At 44.9% G+C, this 17,423-nt stretch carries 16 protein-coding genes and 1 pseudogene; 7 read left to right on the top strand and 10 right to left on the bottom strand.

Annotated features, from left to right (window positions below):
• Nucleotides 1-221: 221 nt before the first annotated feature.
• From QUA57_RS02615 to QUA57_RS02625, 3 genes are all read right to left on the bottom strand, one after another.
• Nucleotides 222-1,283, bottom strand: coding sequence for a spermidine/putrescine ABC transporter substrate-binding protein (locus QUA57_RS02615; RefSeq protein ID WP_333059352.1), 1,062 nt, complete (start codon nt 1,281-1,283; stop codon nt 222-224).
• A gap of 51 nt (nt 1,284-1,334) precedes the next feature.
• Nucleotides 1,335-2,192 carry an ABC transporter permease gene (locus tag QUA57_RS02620; protein WP_333059350.1) on the bottom strand — a complete coding sequence of 286 codons (858 nt, stop codon included), beginning with the start codon at nt 2,190-2,192 and terminating at the stop codon, nt 1,335-1,337.
• An 85-nt stretch (nt 2,193-2,277) separates the two neighbouring features.
• Nucleotides 2,278-3,126, bottom strand: coding sequence for an ABC transporter permease (locus QUA57_RS02625; protein WP_333059348.1), 849 nt, complete (start codon nt 3,124-3,126; stop codon nt 2,278-2,280).
• Nucleotides 3,127-3,227: 101 nt separating this feature from the next.
• On the opposite strand from QUA57_RS02625, the gene QUA57_RS02630 reads away from it, so the two are divergent.
• Together QUA57_RS02630 and QUA57_RS02635 are read left to right on the top strand one after the other, a co-directional pair.
• Nucleotides 3,228-4,556, top strand: coding sequence for an FAD-dependent oxidoreductase (locus QUA57_RS02630; RefSeq protein ID WP_333059346.1), 1,329 nt, complete (start codon nt 3,228-3,230; stop codon nt 4,554-4,556).
• Nucleotides 4,557-4,592: 36 nt separating this feature from the next.
• The gene (locus QUA57_RS02635; protein WP_333059344.1) at nt 4,593-4,739 is read left to right on the top strand and encodes a hypothetical protein; all 147 of its coding nucleotides are present in this window, start codon (nt 4,593-4,595) and stop codon (nt 4,737-4,739) included.
• Between the two features lie 231 nt (nt 4,740-4,970).
• On the opposite strand, the gene QUA57_RS02640 is transcribed toward QUA57_RS02635, so the two are convergent.
• A complete protein-coding gene (locus QUA57_RS02640) occupies nt 4,971-5,384 on the bottom strand; it encodes a peptide chain release factor 1 (protein ID WP_333059343.1) in 414 nt (137 codons plus the stop codon).
• A gap of 165 nt (nt 5,385-5,549) precedes the next feature.
• Between QUA57_RS02640 and QUA57_RS02645 the strand changes: the two genes are divergently transcribed.
• Both QUA57_RS02645 and QUA57_RS02650 read left to right on the top strand, forming a co-directional pair.
• A complete protein-coding gene (locus QUA57_RS02645) occupies nt 5,550-5,756 on the top strand; it encodes a hypothetical protein (protein ID WP_333035607.1) in 207 nt (68 codons plus the stop codon).
• A gap of 239 nt (nt 5,757-5,995) precedes the next feature.
• Nucleotides 5,996-6,418: a DUF6335 family protein gene (locus QUA57_RS02650; protein WP_333059341.1), complete on the top strand. Its 423-nt coding sequence runs from the start codon at nt 5,996-5,998 to the stop codon at nt 6,416-6,418.
• 94 nt (nt 6,419-6,512) lie between these two features.
• Here the strand turns inward: QUA57_RS02650 and QUA57_RS02655 are convergent.
• Nucleotides 6,513-6,629: pseudogene (locus QUA57_RS02655) on the bottom strand (winged helix-turn-helix domain-containing protein); the annotation flags it as partial.
• Between the two features lie 510 nt (nt 6,630-7,139).
• Between QUA57_RS02655 and QUA57_RS02660 the strand changes: the two are divergent.
• Entirely contained in the window at nt 7,140-7,841 is a 702-nt protein-coding gene (locus QUA57_RS02660; protein ID WP_333059339.1) for a DUF4079 domain-containing protein, read from the top strand.
• A 158-nt stretch (nt 7,842-7,999) separates the two neighbouring features.
• Here QUA57_RS02660 and QUA57_RS02665 read toward each other — a convergent pair whose 3' ends face one another.
• From QUA57_RS02665 to QUA57_RS02675, 3 genes are all read right to left on the bottom strand, one after another.
• Nucleotides 8,000-8,878, bottom strand: coding sequence for a sugar ABC transporter permease (locus QUA57_RS02665; protein ID WP_333059338.1), 879 nt, complete (start codon nt 8,876-8,878; stop codon nt 8,000-8,002).
• 265 nt (nt 8,879-9,143) lie between these two features.
• Nucleotides 9,144-10,607, bottom strand: a complete 1,464-nt coding sequence (locus QUA57_RS02670; protein WP_333059337.1) for a CIA30 family protein — start codon at nt 10,605-10,607, stop codon at nt 9,144-9,146.
• Nucleotides 10,608-10,730: 123 nt separating this feature from the next.
• Entirely contained in the window at nt 10,731-13,253 is a 2,523-nt protein-coding gene (locus QUA57_RS02675; RefSeq protein WP_333059335.1) for an ATP-binding protein, read from the bottom strand.
• Nucleotides 13,254-13,741: 488 nt separating this feature from the next.
• On the opposite strand from QUA57_RS02675, the gene QUA57_RS02680 reads away from it, so the two are divergent.
• Complete coding sequence (locus QUA57_RS02680) at nt 13,742-14,116, top strand: hypothetical protein (protein ID WP_333035615.1); 375 nt, start codon at nt 13,742-13,744, stop codon at nt 14,114-14,116.
• 138 nt (nt 14,117-14,254) lie between these two features.
• On the opposite strand, the gene QUA57_RS02685 is transcribed toward QUA57_RS02680, so the two are convergent.
• Both QUA57_RS02685 and QUA57_RS02690 read right to left on the bottom strand, forming a co-directional pair.
• On the bottom strand, nt 14,255-15,112 hold the full coding sequence (locus QUA57_RS02685; RefSeq protein ID WP_333059334.1) for an Hpt domain-containing protein: 858 nt from the start codon (nt 15,110-15,112) through the stop codon (nt 14,255-14,257).
• A gap of 163 nt (nt 15,113-15,275) precedes the next feature.
• A complete protein-coding gene (locus tag QUA57_RS02690; RefSeq protein ID WP_333035619.1) occupies nt 15,276-16,202 on the bottom strand; it encodes a DMT family transporter in 927 nt (308 codons plus the stop codon).
• 296 nt (nt 16,203-16,498) lie between these two features.
• Between QUA57_RS02690 and QUA57_RS02695 the strand changes: the two genes are divergently transcribed.
• Nucleotides 16,499-17,302: an SDR family oxidoreductase gene (locus QUA57_RS02695; RefSeq protein WP_333059333.1), complete on the top strand. Its 804-nt coding sequence runs from the start codon at nt 16,499-16,501 to the stop codon at nt 17,300-17,302.
• The last annotated feature ends 121 nt before the right edge of the window (nt 17,303-17,423 follow it).

The following is a 17,423-nucleotide window of genomic DNA, read 5'->3' on the forward strand; positions in this document are numbered from 1 at the left end:
GTGTTAGTATGTGTGAGTAATAAAAATTTGAGTTCTAGTCCCGTTAAACTGATATCTTGCACCATTCTCAATTACTTGTTTGGGAACGGGCTCTCCGGCTGGTTCCCCAAGAAAATTAAGTTTTGTGGAACGGGCCGAAGAGCCCGTTCTTGACGATGGTGCAACTTCAATGCAAACTAAAAATTTAAGTGAACCAGCCCGGGCAGGAACCTGTTTTATATCTACTTTCCGGCCCCTGCTTTAACTTCCGTCCAAGCTCGATCGTACAATGCGGTTGCTTTCCCGACATCCTGCAATAATTTCATTTTGCCAAACACCTCAGCCGGCGGGTAAATTTGAGGATTTTTCAAATCTTTCGGGTCGATTAAACCTTGATCGATTGCTGCTTTGTTCGGCGAGCCGAAGTGGGTAAAATTGGAAATTTGGGCGCCGACTTGGGGCTGCAAAATAAAGTTAATAAATTTCTCCGCTAACTCTTTCTGGGGCGCACCTTTGGGAATGGCCATGTTGTCAGAAAAAATGATTGTTCCTTCTTTGGGAATAGCGTAACGGAGATTAGGATTTTCTGTCATCACTTGGAAAATATCACCGCTCCATTCCATTGCCAAATTTACTTCTCCTTGATCTAGCATATTTTGCCCGGTGTCGGGAACAAAAGCTGCAATGATATTTTTACTTTTAATCAGCAAATCGCGGGCTTTGTTAATCTCTTCGGGATTTGTTGTATTTGGGTCAAATCCTAAATACATTAAAACTCCTGCTAATGTGTATCTGGCATCGTCTTGCCACGCGACTTTCCCGGTATATTTCGGGTCGAACATCACCCCCCAACTGTTAATTTCTCCCTGGATTGTTTTCACGTTATAGCCAATCCCCATGGTTCCCCACTGGTATGGCAGGGAATATTTATTTCCCGGGTCAAAAGCTTGATTTATAAACTTAGGTTCTAGGTTCTTTTTGTTGGGAATATTGTTTAAGTTCAGCGGCTCAATTATATTTTCTGCGATCATGATTTTCACCATGTAATCTGCGGGAAATATTAAGTCGTAACCGGGGTTGCCCTGTTTGAGTTTGGCATAGAGTGCGTCGCTGTTCTCGAAAGTGTCATATTGAATTTTAACATTGTTCTCTTTCTCGAATTGGGCGATCGCTTCTGGGGCGATATAACTTGCATAATTGTAAATGCTGAGCACTTGCTGTTGGTTGCCACCTGTGGGGCTACAGCCGAAAGCCACCGTTGCACTCATCACGAACAAAAGTAGGAAAGTCAGGAGGCGTTTCATAGGTTTTGTTAGTTGCAGACAAAAATAATTATGACACAGAAAGCAATTCTTTTAACTTTTCTGAACTTTTAACGATGATACAACCAACAACAAGGAAGCCAACAACATCAAAGTTGAAATGGCATTAATCGCTGGCGTCACTGAGAATTTTATCAGACCATAAACAAATAAGGGCAGCGTCATCGCACCGACGCCTGTGGTAAAAAAGGTCACGACAAAATCGTCCAGCGACAGAGTAAAAGCCAGCAGTGCCGCGCTGAAAATAGCGGGCCAAATGAGAGGGAGAGTAATGCGCCAAAAAGCCCGCCATTCGTTAGCACCTAAGTCAAAAGCTGCTTGTTCTAATTGAGGATCTAGTTCCGCCAAACGCGCCCTGACAGTAATAGTCACAAAGGAAATATTAAAGACAATGTGACCGATAATTACAGTAGGTAAGCCGAGATTGAGGCGAATTCCAGTGAGATTTTCTACGATCCGAAATACTAGGGTAAAGAAAACTAGCAGCGAAATGCCGATCGTAATTTCGGGCATAATAATCGGCAAAAACAGTAAAGCTTCTACTGCTTTGCGCCCCGGAAAATGAAAGCGTTCCAGTGCTAGGGCGAGCATTGTACCAAAAACGGTTGCTAGCACAGTCGAAATAGCTGCAATTAGCAAGCTGTTGTTGAGTGCTGTCCAGATTCCGGCGCTGCTACTCGTAGCAATCGTCGCGCCTGCATTGCTAAACAAACTGCGATACCAATCGAGGGTAAAGCCGCGCCAAACGGCATTGAATCTGGAGGCGTTAAAGGAGTAAATAATTAAGATGAGAATTGGCAAATAAAGAAAGGCAAATGCTAGTGCAGCTTGTACCCAAAGCCACTTTTTGCCGATCGCCCGCACGAGTAAATCTAGTTTTGTTTTAGTCATTAGTCAGTAGCATTAGTCAGTAGTCATTAGTCATTAGCGCCTCTTAACCTAAACGCAGGCTGCAACGATTTGTGTATACCTTACCTTATTGAGTTTCATCAGACACGCGGAAGTAAATTAAAACCGGAATCAATATGATTACAGTCAACAGCATAGAAAGCGCCGACCCAAAAGGCCAGTCGCGGGCTTTCATAAACTGATTTTGAATCAAATTTCCCACCATAACTGTTTTAGAACCGCCCAATATATCCGGTGTGATGAAAGCGCCGACGGCTGGAACAAAAACCATAATTGAACCTGCAACAATACCGCGATTTGTCAATGGTAAAAATACGCGCCAAAAAGTGCGAATATCATTTGCTCCTAAATCGTGAGCTGCTTCTACCAGTGAAAAATTGAAGCGTTCTATGCTAGAATATAAAGGCAGAACCATGAAAGGTAAATAGCCGTAAATAAGACCGATCGCCACAGCGAAAGGCGTAAAAAGCAAGTTTAACGGTTCGCTAATAATTTGCAAGCTTTGCAGGGCGGTGTTAACTACTCCTTCGCTACGCAGGAGTACAATCCAGGCGTAGGTTCTCACTAAAAAATTAGTCCAAAATGGAATAATTACCAGTAAAAGCAAAGCATTTCGCCAGCGAGGAGAACGGGTGGCGATGAAGAATGCTAGGGGATAGCCAATTAACAAGCAAGCGGCGGTTGTCAGAAAAGCCAGCCAGAGCGATCGCCCAATTACTCCTAAGAAAAGCCCGCTGAACAAACGCTGGTAGTTGCTGAGAGTAAATATCCAAGTAACGCCCCCGTAAGTACCGCGTTCTAAAAAACTGTACAACAGTACAATTAGCACGGGCAAAATGAAGAAAACCATCAGCCATGCCGTAGCGGGAAATAATAGCAGCAACAGGTTAGTTTGCTGGCGGTTTTTGACACTCATTATTCACTCAAGCGAAATTTAGCACATAATCCAACACATTTTATATCAAATCCGGATTTTATGAATTATGTCATCATTAATAAATTATCAAGAGGTACGCAATGTCAGCAGAATCGTCAACCCCAAAAATAGTCGTCGTCGGTGCAGGATGGGCCGGTTTAGGCGCTACCTATCACCTAGCCCAGCAAGGCTATGATGTCACCCTGCTAGAAGCAGGCCCTTATCCGGGTGGGTTAGTTGCGGGGTGGAAAACCGCCGGCGGCCGTTCCGTAGAAGCAGGTATTCATGGCTTCTGGTATCCCTACAAAAATATCTTTTCCTTAGTCAAGGAATTAGGACTCGATCCCTTCACGCCTTGGACTCGTTCTTGTCAGTATTCACCCGCCGGATTGGAAGTAGAATCGCCGATTTTTCAGGACGAACCGCGCCTTCCCACACCGTTAGGAACCTTTCTTTACACCCGATTTAAAAGGCTGCCATTAGTCGATCGGCTTTCAGCCTTACCCTTACTCTACGCCGTCCTAGATTTCGACAATTCCGACGAAGCTTGGCGCAGGTACGATCGCGTCACGGCCCGCGAATTATTCAAACAGTTTGGCGTTTCTGCAAGACTGTACCGCGATGCTTTTGAACCGATGTTATTAGTAGGTTTATTTGCACCAGGAGAACAATGTTCTGCCGCCGCAGCTTTGGGAATGCTGTATTATTTCATATTAGCACAACAACCTGATTTTGATGTAGTTTGGTGTCGCGGAACAGTCGGAGAAAAAATCTTTCGTCCCTGGGTTGATCGCCTTGAAAAAATCGGCGCAAAAGTATTGACTCAGCGGCGAGTTACTGATTTAATTGTTGACAGCAACAACAGAGCCACAGGCGTTGTTTGCGGCGAAGAAACCTTTGAGGCAGATGCAGTTATTTTGGCAGTTGGCGTCACGGGAATGCAAAAAATTATCAGCAGCAGCCCAGCTTTGCAAAGCCGCCAAGAGTTTAGGGATGCGATGAATTTGGGTGCCGTTGACGTGTTAGCTGTTCGCCTGTGGTTTGACAGAAAAATTGACATTCCGCTGCCTTCCAATGCCTGTTTTGGATTTAGTTCAACTACAGGTTGGACGTTTTTTGATTTGAATGCTTTGCACGACGAATTTCGAGACGAACCGGGAACAGTTGTCGAAGCTGACTTTTATCACGCAAACCAATTAATTCCCCTAAAAGATGAGGAAATAGTTTCCTTAGTTCAGCGGGATTTAGCGACTTGCATTCCCGCTTTTCGGGAGGCCAAAGTAATTGACAGCAGTGCGATTCGGCTGTCGCGGGCGGTGACGCATTTTGCCCCTGGCAGCTATCAATATTTGTTGCCTGCGGTAACAAGTTATGATAATGTATTCATGAGCGGCGATTGGGTTGTGACCCGCCACGGTTCTTGGTCGTAGGAAAAAGCTTATGTTACTGGTTTAGAAGCGGCAAATTTGGTAATTTCGCGTTTCAGAATCGGCAACAAAGCGGCAATTATTCCCGTGGAAGCTGACGAACCGCACATTCAAATCGGGAGAAAGATTAATCAGTTTACTCGCAGTTTGACTAAAACATTCATTCCAGATTTTTGGCTGCCATAAGAAGAAGGAAGTTCGGCAACGGATTTAACGGAGGGAAGGAAGAAGGAATAAGGAATTTCTTGCTTGAAGCGGTAAGGTGCGCGGCCCGGCGCACCCTACATATAGACTAATAAGCAATGACCAATGACTAATGATACTATTTTCACAAAAAAATGCAACTGTAGACAAGCTCGAAACCGGAATCTTCATCAGTCATAGCCAATCTAAAATCTAAAATCTAAAATGGCATGACTATCGCCAATAAGGCCGGCCCTTCCAAAAAACTCCCACAGTAACTCCGATTAGTGCAGCTTCCGATAAACTTGCTAATAAAGGAGGGATGGGTAGGAATGACTTTAACACCAAACCCAAGAGCACGCAGAAAACTAAAACCCACAAACTAATTCGGTTGAGCAAAAATTGTTGTTGCCAATACTCTAAAAAGTACACTGCTAAAGCTCCCATTCCCACTGCAGCAGCGAAAGGTATCAATGTCCCGAGGGAGGGGCTGTAAAGAAGCGTCACGACGTTGCGGATTGGTCGCGATTGCGTGAAACCCCAGGCTAAAAATAACTCCAATCCAAGCACGATGCAGTTGACGAGGGCGGCAATTTGCAGCATTTCTCGCCAAGGTAAAAGCTTTAAGCGCCGCAGAAAATTACTCACGATCGGCAGATTAGGTAGGTTGCTTTGATTTTATAACAGTTTTGCCCTGGCGATCGACCTTTGATGACAATTTGTGAAGTAAAATAAAGATATAGAGCAGTCTCTTGACAAATTCCCCCAGAGTACCTGCCTATTAGTTGTTGGAACCGTGAAAGGAAAAAAGTTATGGTGGAGAACACTGTCGATTGTGCTGTAGCTTGCGTCAATGGCTGCGTTCTGGGCGACAAGTGCCCGAAGCGGGAATACGCACAAGCAACGTCCAACTTTATTGAAAATACTTCTCTGGATAAAATGCTAGAAATAGCAGAGGAAGCGGTGAGAAGGAAACGGACGGAACCCCCCAAATGGATAATTCCTGATTTTCCTGAATAGAATTACCCTCCCCATTAAAAAGCGATCGCCCGTTGCAAAAGGGCGATCGCTTTTTGTATTCCCAATGAAATAGCTGAGCCGACTCAATATATTTCCTGGGATAGAAGCTAAAAGCTTAAATAGCAATTATAATACGACTTAATTATAGCCAATGGCAATATAATAAAAACAATTCTGTTAAAGCCAAATTCGGACATCTTTAATTTAATGTAGTTCAAAAACAAACAGGAGCAAGTATCGTGGCACAGCAAAAGAAAAGCAACGAAAAAACTACAACAGAACGCGATAATTTGGGCGAATTGCCTCAAGAAATTACCGAATCTTACGGTACCGGCGTCATCGATCAACCGGGAGCGAGCCAAGACGACATAACAACCCTGCAGGACAGCAGTTCGGAATACTCTTCCACCAGTTCCCAAATCGGCGGCGAGGATGGCGATCCTGCTGCGGAACAAGAAAGTGCCACTGGCGAGCAATCCGTGGGCGGAACAGCGCCTACTCCCGACATGGATATGGTTGACGAACTCGGAGCCGCTGCGGGCATAGAGATGGCCGATGGTGCTATTTTGAACACAACAAATATGCTTGAACATCGAGATGGAAGTCGCTGGGAATTAGACCCGAGTTCTGCGGAAGATTATCAGGAACGGCCGGATTTCTAAGTCTATTTTTTACAAAAAAAATAGGTAGTATAATAGGAGCGGGTTCACCAGTATCCATACTTCATATCCCAAGTATTTGTAAACCCGCCCCTCATCACTTTTGCTCTCGCAGCACATATCCAACTCCCCGAACAGTATGCAGCAGGCGTTTTGAGTTACTTGCTTCTAATTTAATCCGTAACGCACGAATATACACTTCAATAAGGTTGCACAAGCCAACCCTTGTGACGCCTAGAAAATCGTTAATCGGAAGCTTTATCTCAACTACGACAAGAAAGTACAAGCACAGTGGATGGGCGATATCCCTGGTGACATTGCTTTAGCGAACAAAAATTAGCCTATTATTGTGAATAACAAAGAACTGTTCAGCTAAGCTCAAAGTGATGCAGGTAATTAGTCGCTAAGCGCCACTGACCTTACTGCCAGCAGTTTTCATTTCCCTGAGAACAAGGTAATTGTAATTGGGTAATTGCGTAATTGAGAAAGCTGTACCTCACGCAATTGACAACTGCTATATCCTAGCTTCTGATTTATCACCATTTCTGGTGAGTTACCTTTCATAAAGCGTGTTTGTAGTCAGGACTTCAATCCTCTCTATGCCAGTGAATAATAACTATTAGTCCTGACTGCAAACTTACTGTGCTTAGATCGCCGGGTATGATATTATGTATCGCAAAAACCGGGTTGATGAAGCCAACCCTCTTCAACAAAAAGGTGATCTATGGAATTTAAAGATTTTCTGGCTTTGCTGCATCCTATTTTAGCTGTAGCGATTGTTTTTCCTATGCTTGGTATTGTTCTCAATATGGGGTGGCAAACCATGCAGCGTCGGAAGCAAATTGCGATCGACACCAAGAGCAAAATTCCACCTGTAGTCGGCCCCGAACACGTCAAAGCAGGTCGAATCCTCTCAGGTTCTGTGGTAGGAGTGACTTTGTTGGGTCTAGCCTACCCGATTTTTGAGCATATTTTGAGCAAGGATGTTTGGAGCAAAAACTCGTTTCAGGTCATTTTCATTGTGCTGATGTTTGTTGCAACTGTCGCCTCTTTGGTCATGCTATATCGAGCTACACCCGCTTTATGGCGCGGCATATTTGCAACCCTAACAGGTACTGGTTTGGTAATTCTTGGCACTCAAGATGGCGTTTATCGGCGAACCAATGAATGGTATTGGTCTCACTACTACATTGGCATCACCGCTGCGCTAATTATGGTTTTCTCGCTTGCCATCATTGAAGACATTTACAAAGACCGCTCAAATCGCTGGCGCACTATCCATGTCATCTTGAGCTCGATCGCTGTGCTGCTCTTTCTGGGACAGGGAATGACCGGAACCAGGGATTTATTAGAAATTCCTCTGAACTGGCAGAAACCCTATATTTATACCTGTGATTTCGCCAATAAGACCTGCCCAAAACCGTGAGCGATCGCATTACTTCGAGATTCCAGTCTAAAATTAGTAGAAATTAGACCAATAAACCCGGTTTCTGAATCTAACAAACTCCTGGTAATCACAGGAATGAGAACGAGAAACAAAGTTTATGATGGCCGGAGCGCGTCATTTCTAATCCGTCATAAATCTTAATCATTGCGAGTCAAACCCTGAAGGCTAACTTGCAAAATCGACAAACCCAAAATTAGCAAAAACAAAACCAGCCCGATCGTACAAGCATAGCCAATTTCCAAATCCTTAAAAGCCCGTTCGTAAAGATAATAAACCACAGTCTTAGAACTATTGCGAGGCCCGCCCTGAGTCATAATATAAACTTCTTCAAAAACCTTAGTAGCAGAAATCGCAGAAATTACCGCAACTAAAACTAAATAAGGCTTCATCAGCGGCACAGTAATATCCCAGTGCTTTCCCAAACCATCAGAACCATCAATAGCAGCAGCCTCATAAAGTTCTGCCGGAATAGCTTGCAACCCTGCCAAATAAATCACCATGTAATAGCCCAATCCTTTCCAGATAGTAACCGCCATGACGCTAAAGATTGCTAACTTCGGATTAGCCAGCCAAGAAACAGGAGGTAAACCCAACAATTCCCCCAACTGATTCAGCAGTCCAGTCTCAGCAAACAGCCACTTCCAAGCAATCCCGGCGACAACCATCGAAATCACCGCCGGCGTGTAGTATGCTGCTCGAAACCAGTTCATCCCCTTAAGTTTTTGGTTGCACAAAATCGCCATTCCCAACGGTAGAACAACCAATACAGGCACAACGCAAGCGAGATACAGCAGCGTATTCGTCAAAGTTTGCCAAAATGTGCGATCGCCCCACAGCCTGTTAAAATTCTTTAAACCCACCCACTGCGGCATTTGAGTTAAATCATATTCGTAGTTGGTAAAACTCAAATAAAAAGCTTGCACCGCCGGCCATAAAACAGTCAAGCTCAAAATAAATAAAGCCGGTAGCAAAAACAAATAAGGCGTCAAGGAGCGTCGGGAAAAAGTCACAGACATAGTAATGGGTAATTGGTAATTTTACTCGTTAACAGGCTCTGCCTGGTAACGCATATCCGGAGGCTCTGCCTCCAATTTTCCTACTCACAAGCGAGGCAGAGCCTCTGGAAATTGATTCCCAGGCTATGCCTGGGAACCAGTTATAAAACTCGCATTTGTAGGGTGCTATTCGGCGCACCTGCGCTGAGTCCTTGAAACGATTTCTTGTCCCCCCCTTCTTAAGGGGAGTTAGGGGGTATCTAGACTTCGACCCTACAAATAATAATTATTTAACTCCCGAAAACAAAGCCTGCCAGTCTCCGGGAGAACTGGCATTTTCCCCCTCTTTCACCTCAAAAGTAACGTTGCAAGCTTGAGGTTGTTCCAAAGCCTCCACGCACAATTCTGCAATATCTTCCCGACTGACTTTGCCCCTAATATTGTCTCCTTGTTCAAATATTAAAGCTTTGCCTCCCGGCTCTTCAGTCAAAGCGCAGGGTCTGACAATAGTATAAGGTATGCCGCTCGATCGCACACAATCTTCCCCTTTCAGCTTCCAAGTCAAAATCCCCCCCAACATATCATTCATCCTGACTGCCGGCGGTTCTTCTTCCAAGTTAATTCCCGGACGGCCAGGGCGGGTAACTCCTGCCGAACTCACCATCACAAATCGCGGCAAAGTCTGTCCCCCATAAGCTTTAATAGATTCTAACTCGATTTGAAAAATACCCGGTGTAAATTTCGGGTTGAGCGCGCCGTCATATTCAAACTTGCTCAACATTAACTGAAAAGAAAAAATACTGCTGCCATCAAATTTAGAGCCATCCTTAACAGTTTTCGCGCGGAATACTGGAATTAACTCATCAAAAGGAACGGTGATAGTAATCCAGGTATTGTAAACAGTATCAAACGAATAGCAATAGCCAATTCCATCCCATTTAGCTTCGTTGCGAACAATCAATTTGTAGCGCTTGCCGTCTCCTTTGACGCGCAGGTAGAGGCCGCTAAATCCTGCGAGATTAAGCGGAGGATCGAAGTTGCGGGTACGCACCGAAGCAAAGCCACCCGAGTTGGCTGTAGAAACATTGCCTGTGAATATAGCCGTATTGTCTGTCAGCCGGATCGAACTTTCGCTAGTGCCGCCCATCACAATGTCGTCGAGCGCACCCCAAGTTTCTTTTAAATCTTGGCTGGGTTTTGTGAAGTCAAAAATTGTTTTTTCGCCTGCTTGAATTAGCTGGCGGCGAACAGCTTGGACTAAATTATTGAGGCCTTTGTATTCGACTATTTCGGGAACATCCACAACTTCCGGCATATAAAATTTGATGCCTTGATAGTATTTTTCCCTGGTTGGAGTGTCTCCTTCTACTGGTTGAACTTTAGTGCCGGTACAGCAGATAACTGCTTCTATGCCCTCGGTTACTAGCGGTGTTAGGGTTTCTGGGAGTGTGATATCTCCTTCGACTAACTCGACATTTTTGCCGAAAATTTCTGTTGCTCTTTTAGCATCTCTGACGAGGCAGCGTACTTTATATCCCCGCTGTTGCAGCCGCTTGACAACTCGCTTCCCGACGCCGCCGGTGGCACCGGCTACCAGTACCAGTTTGGGTTGGTCTTTTTTAGTTTTGCTGCTGCTTCCAAAGAGTTGTTGCAGCCAGCTAATGCTGCCAATGAAGGGAATGACGCCGAAATAAGCCAAGGTTTTGAGAAACCGGCCGGCATCCCATTGGGCGGTTTTTTTTTCAGTCATACTAGCTTCCTCTGAATTGGCTCAAATCTACTTAGCTGCTTTTGTATTTTAATCTAATTTTCGATTTGTGAATTTGGTCGATTTCCTAGCCTTTGGGATAGCTTCGCTAGCGCGGACTTTTTTTCACTTGACAATTGGTGTCGGATGAATTTGGCTCAAGGGAATCTCAATAATCAACTCGGTTCCCTCTCCGGGGGCAGAAATGCAAGTCAATTTGCCACCGTGTTGTTCTACCACAATTTCGTGGCTAATCGCCAAACCTATCCCCGCACCTTTGCCCACCTGTTTTGTGCTAAAAAACGCCTCAAAAATTTTCTGGTGAACTGTTTGGGTCATGCCCCAACCGTTGTCCTCGATCCGAACTGCTACGGCTTTTTTTCCCGGACAAAGTTCAGTCACAATCCGAATTTGTCCGTACTTAACTGGCTCTTCTTTGTCCCCGGCTTGCGAGGATAAATTATTGTTGACAAAGGCCTCTTCGAGAGCATCAATTGCATTTGCCAGTACATTCATAAATACTTGGTTGATTTGAACTGCGTAACACTCCACCAAAGGCAGAGAGCCATATTCTTTGATGAGATGAATTGCAGGGCGATCGGGCTTCGGTTTGAGTCGATTGCTCAAAATCAGCAAAGCGCTGTCCAATCCGTCGTGAATGTCAACGGGTTTAATCTCTGCTTCGTCAATTCTAGAGAAATTTCGCAGCGACTGAACTATCTCGCGGATGCGGTTAGCTCCTACTTTCATTGAACCCAGCAACTTCGGTAAGTCTTCAACTATGAACTCTAATTCTACTGCTTCTATTTGTGCTTGAATTTCTGGCGAAGGCGACGGATAGTGCTGGTCGTAAAGCTGCAATAAATTGATCATTTTTTGACTGTATTCATTAGCATAGCTAAGATTGCCGTAGATGAAGTTAATCGGGTTAGTGACTTCATAGGCTACCGCCGCCACCAACTGTCCCAAACTTGACATTCTTTCGCTTTGCACCAATTGAGTTTGCGCCCGCTTAAGCTCGGACATCGCTGTTTTTAAATTAGCAGTTTTTTCCCGTTCCCGGGCGACTGATTCTTCTAGTGCTCTATTTAATTTTTCGAGTTTATCGACTTGACACAGCACTATATTAATCATTGCTTTTTTCAGTTCCAATGCAGCGTCTATTTCGCATTGTTTCCAAGGCAACGATTTGTACCTCACATTTTCTTTCCACAGCTCGAAGGATTTCCGAGGAGACAGTCGAGGGTTGCCATCTTCATCGGTTTCAACTGGTTTGTTGGGGTTGCCCGCCCAATTTACGGTCTTAATTACTTCCGGGCGAAACCACAAAACGTATATTTTCTGAGTCGGGGATATTGCTATGGCCAAACACCCGCTGGCTGTGTCTTTAAATTCCTCAGCTTCTGGATAGCATTTTGTGAGCGAGTCTGTATAAAAAATTTCTTGATTTAAATGCTCTTGCACCCAATTAGTTAAGTATTTGAGCGCTTCTCCTTGAGGTGTTTGCCCTACTTGATAGCAATTGTCTCCAAATACTATTGCTGCTCCCTGGGCGTTGACTGCTTCTAGCAAATTATGCTGACATTTAACTAACACTTCTGACAAGTTTTCGGACGTGGATATGTCTTCAAAAATCTTGGTTTGAATGGATTTTAAGTATAATTTGTAGTCGTAGTCTTCGTTTCCTTCTTTTGATTGCAGTTCTAAGGACATTACTTGCCCGATAAATTCGCAGGCGGCGCGCAATTCATAGTTGAGGTGTTTTGGTGTATAGTTGTGGCAAGCAATCAATCCCCACAGTTTTTTGTCTTTGATTAATGAGATTGACATCGAAGCTGCAACGCCCATATTTTGCAGGTATTCTATGTGAATGGGAGAAACGCTTCTCAATACGCTGAAACTCAGGTTTCGGGGCTGGGTCGTGACAGCATTATTTCCTGAAACAAGGGGGACTGGTTGATAATTAATATCTGGGATTAACCTCAGCCAATTTAACGCATACAGTTGTCTGGCTTGTTTTGGAATATCTGAACTTGGGTAGTTTAATCCTAAGAAAGGACTCAGCATTTCTGCTTTGTCTTCAGCGATTACAGCGCCGTTGCCTTCGTGGTCAAATTGATAGACCATCACTCTATCAAAACCAGATATTTTTCTGACTTCTTCTACAGTTATTTGAGATAATTCCTTGAGATTTTGGGCGCTTTGAATTTTGCTGATCGTGGCTCTCACTGAATGATAAAAACTAAAAACAGAAAGATTTTCGGGGCTGGTGGCTAATTCCAACTCGACCATCAATACTTCTTCTACTCGGTGGAGGATGCAGTCAAATTCTAAATATTTACCTTTGTTTATGACAGAGAGTTTAATGGGATTAACGGTTTTTAAGTTTTCATTACACAAACAAAGCTTGAGTTTTTTTAGTTGAACTCGATTGAAGAATAAGCTCAAATTTCGACCGATCGCACTTTCCGGATCTACTCCTAACAAATCTTGCGTATTTTCGCTGACTTGCAGTATTTCTAGTTCAGGTTCTCGTACAACAAGTAGCACTCCGTGTGGCTGAATGTGCCCCGATATGTGAATGGGTTCTCTGTCGCAGTTTGTCAAGTCAACTTCTTCGAGTGCGGGAATTGTGATTTGTAGATCCATTTTCTTTGTCTTCCGCTGTAAAATGTCGAGAGGGTTCTAATGATTGGAGATTTGAGAGCAAATTGGCTTTTCCATAATAATCTCATATTGTTCGATCGCATAATGGATCGAGCCCTGGACGGACACTGAGAATCAATCATCCGAGAATCAGCGCATCAAAATGATTTAGTCGAAAATCAGCCTGCCCTATGTGTGGCTGTTCAAGCCGCTTCAGCCTTCTAGAAATTTTATCGACTTGGCTCTTCTATACTATCGTTTCCCGATGTTAATTATCATAGCAATTGTTGCCATTCTTCAAGTATGTTTAATAATTTCCCAAAACTTTAATATTTGTGGTAAGATTTTGCCTGCTGCAAAAGGGGGAGAGAAATGCGTCTCCAGAGCGGCCTACTTACTGAAATATTAAGTTAAGGTAATGGTGACAAGATCTGAAAGTCAAGTCACGCTAAGCTCTTTAAGTATACCCAACAGGCCCGACAATTAGACTGATGATCGACTTCAATACAGTTACTGAATTTTCTCATACCTACTGCATAGCTATCTGTGCCTTTTTAGTTCCGGCAAACTTGCTGACTACTTTGCAGACAGCGATTTTGATAGGACTAAACCGACCTCGAATGCAAATTTGGGCGTCTGTAGTTGTCGCCAGCCTTTGGGCTACAGCAATGATATTTCATGTTTTTACCTGGTTCGCGATCGGGGTAGTCATGCCTCCGACATACATCTTGCTAGTTATGGGAATCACTTGTCTGACAATCAATGTCTGGGCGATAGCTCATCCTGCAAGCATGATGCAATTAATTAGAGTTGCGGTATCAGTTGTTAGGGGAGCTTTCAGAAGGAACAAGGATTTAGTTGTCTAACAGAGAAAGATCTAATTATCTAGCAACTCAAAAAAAAATAGGCAGGGGGTAATGTGAAATGTTTCCGGGAAAATATTGGTATCAGAAGAAAGTTTTTCGGGTGACCAATCGTAGTTCCGGGGGCTGAGTTTTCCGCGCTTATTCCGGTTCGCGATCGCGACAATCTTCTGTTTCCGGGCCGCGGGGATGGATCGTGCAGTTGAGCAGGTAGCCGCCATCGCTTCTGCCGTAATAGTAGCGGCATCCGATGCAAATTGCGGGAGGTTCGATCGCACTTTGGTAAACCGGATAATCCGCAGTCGCCAGCAGCGAAAAGTCCCGCTGCGTCTGAACATTCCCGATAATAGCGCCCGAGAGTTCGACAGCTTGGCGGATGTTTTCGATCCTGGTGTAAGGCGGCAGGTAAATGTCAATACACAGGCGTATCCCCTGGCTATCCTGATCGTGGCGGGTAATAGTGCCTCCCAGCAAACCAACGCGCGAAGCGATAGCCGAGGAAAATTCGCTCAGGGAGGTGCAGTAACCGGAGAAAACGTGAATATGTTCGTCCGTAGTAGCTCTCACAGTCAGGCGAGTAGGAATTCGCAATCTCAGGTAAGCGTCGAGTTCGTCAAAAACCGGTTCGGCGAGGGAGAGCATTTGGTTTGCGTCTTCGTGGTTGAGCCCAAAACCCTTAGAAACCTTGGACACGAGGGCGGCTAAAATATCAAAAACTTCGGTTAAGAGCGATTGTAGCCTGCTATCAATGGCGATCGGACATTCTCTCAGCAGCTTTAAATAATCCTCCAACCGATGAGCAATGCGCTGAATGCTGCTAAATCCGAGCATAGCTGCTCCCCCTTTAATCGAGTGCGAGGCTCGGATGAGCTGGTGTATTCTTTGGGGTTCTGGCACGGTGTTTTGCAAACCTTGCAAGCCGGGTTCGATAATTTGGATCTGTTCTGTGGCTTCTTCGATAAAGTAGCCGATGATCCGCTGTAGTTGTTCTGGCAGCATAATTTTATTCTCCTAAAGGCAGCCGAGTATTATTAGTCATTACTCAGACCTTTGATAGTTTTGAATCGATATTTCACTGATGAGTTATTGGGGTTTTTAAGCCCTAATTTGTTTTATTCTGACTTACGGCAACTGTAGTGGCAATGTCGAAAACTGTTAACTCTTAACTGTTGACAGTAATTTTTTTTGCTCCGAGGGTAGCGGTTGCTACCCCCAACAGCAGCACCGCAGCACCTGCGAGTACCGCCGGCGCCGGCACTTCCCCAAACAGCAAATAACCCAACCAACTCGCCCCAACCGGTTCAAACAAGATGGCAAGAGTTACCAGAGTTGGGGAAATCTGCACTACCGCCCAGTTCAAAATGGTGTGGCCGACTAACTGAGGCAAAGCAGCCGTTAACAAAATATAAAAATATACAATGTCGGGGTAATTAGTATAAGTAGTGCCGAAGGCGAAGGGGAGAGGCAGCAGGACGATCGCAGCAACAGTATAGGCGATCGCGATATAGCCACCAATTCCCAGTCCCCGCCGCTGAGCTTCCCGGCCCAGCAGCAAATACAAGCTGACAGCCCAGGAACCAGCCAGAGCCAGGAAATCGCCCAGCAGTTGGCTGCTGCCGGCATTAGCTGCGCCCGCACTTCCCAGAGCGATCGCCATTCCCCCAGTCAGGGCTATAGTAATGCCAGCGATCGACATTTTGCTGAGTTTTTCCCCGAACCAGAAGCGCGACAAAAGCGCTACCCAGACAGGATTAGTGGTGACAAGGGCCGTCGAGGCGGCGATCGAAGTATAAGAAAGTGAGGTAATCCAGAGGGCAAAATGCAGGGCGAGACACAAACCCGCAGCAGCAGCATAGCGCCGAGCTCCCGGTTGCAGCGCGTTCCACTGAATTTTCCGCCAAGCCGGAAGCAGAATTAAAGCAGATAAAGTCAGACGAGAGGCCGCGAGTACCAGACTGAAACCCAAACCGCCCGCCCCTGCTGAAAAGTTAGCCAGCCGAATTAATATTGAGGAAGTTGAGACGGCTAAAACGCCGATAATTAACACTAGGGCGATCGACCAATTAGGCGTTTGTTTCGGAAGATTCATTATTTAGGCATGGGGCATTGGGCATTGGGCATTGGGGATTGGGCATTGGGAAAATTTACAAAGCAATTTTCGCACAAATTATGAATAATTTCTATTCTCTTCTTCTCCTCTCCTCTCCTCTCTTCCTTCGTGTCCTAGCGCTTACGCGGTTCGTTAAAAAAAGCCCATTCCCGAAGCACAAATAATTCCTATACTCAATAATTATTAATTATAGAGCGCCCCTAAAATTACCAGACCTCTGTTATAGTTTCAATATCGTAAAAAACAAATTACCCACTTACAATTTATAACTATCTATGGCTCCTACAGTCTTGATTACAGGCGCTTCTCAAGGAAGCGGCAAAGCAACAGCAATTTTATTTGCAAGTAAAGGTTACGATGTAGTTATGGTAGCTCGCCAGCCAGAGAGATTGGCAGCAGCAGTGGCTCAAGTGCAGCGAGAAGGCTCTTCGGCTGTCGCTATCCCGGGGGATGTTGGCGACAGTCAACAAGTGCGCGCGATCGTCCAAAAAGCCCTAGATACCTGCGGCAATATCGATGTTTTAGTTAACAATGCTGGCATTTGTCTCACGGGGGCGATCGAGCACACTACCTCCGAAGACTGGCAGCAATTAATGAATACCAATTTTTGGGGTTGCGTTAACACAATTCAAGAAATCTTGCCACATTTTTTGCAACGAAAAACAGGGACAATAGTCAATGTTGGTTCTATTGGTGGCAAAATGCCTTTGCCTCAAATGACTGCTTATTGTGCCAGCAAATATGCAGTAACCGGTTTAACAGAAACTTTGCGATTGGAATTAGCGCCTCAAGGTATTCACGTTTGCGCCGTGCATCCGGGCCTGATTAACAGTGATTTTTTAGAAAGAGCTCAATTTCGCGATCGAGACGAACCCGCCGTCGAATCGCGCCGTCAGCAAATGAGCAAAATGCTGAAATCTGAGTGGGCAACTCAGCCAGAAGATATTGCTAAAGCTATCTGGGATGCTGTGAAAAATCAGCGTGCAGAAGTTACCGTCGGCCCTGCTTTTTTGGCATCGGAAGCTTATCGTTTGTTCCCTGGTTTGATGCAGTGGGCAATGGAAAAAGGCAAGTTGTGAGACTAATTGGTAATGGATAATTGGTAACTGGTAAGGTACCCAGGGCGCACCAGACAAATTATTAGTAACGCGCCTGAGTCCTAGTGGCAGCTTCCCTTGAATATATACAACTAAAGAAAGA

This window comes from Microcoleus sp. Pol7_B2 (genome assembly GCF_036701035.1).
Lineage (GTDB): Bacteria > Cyanobacteriota > Cyanobacteriia > Cyanobacteriales > Microcoleaceae > Microcoleus.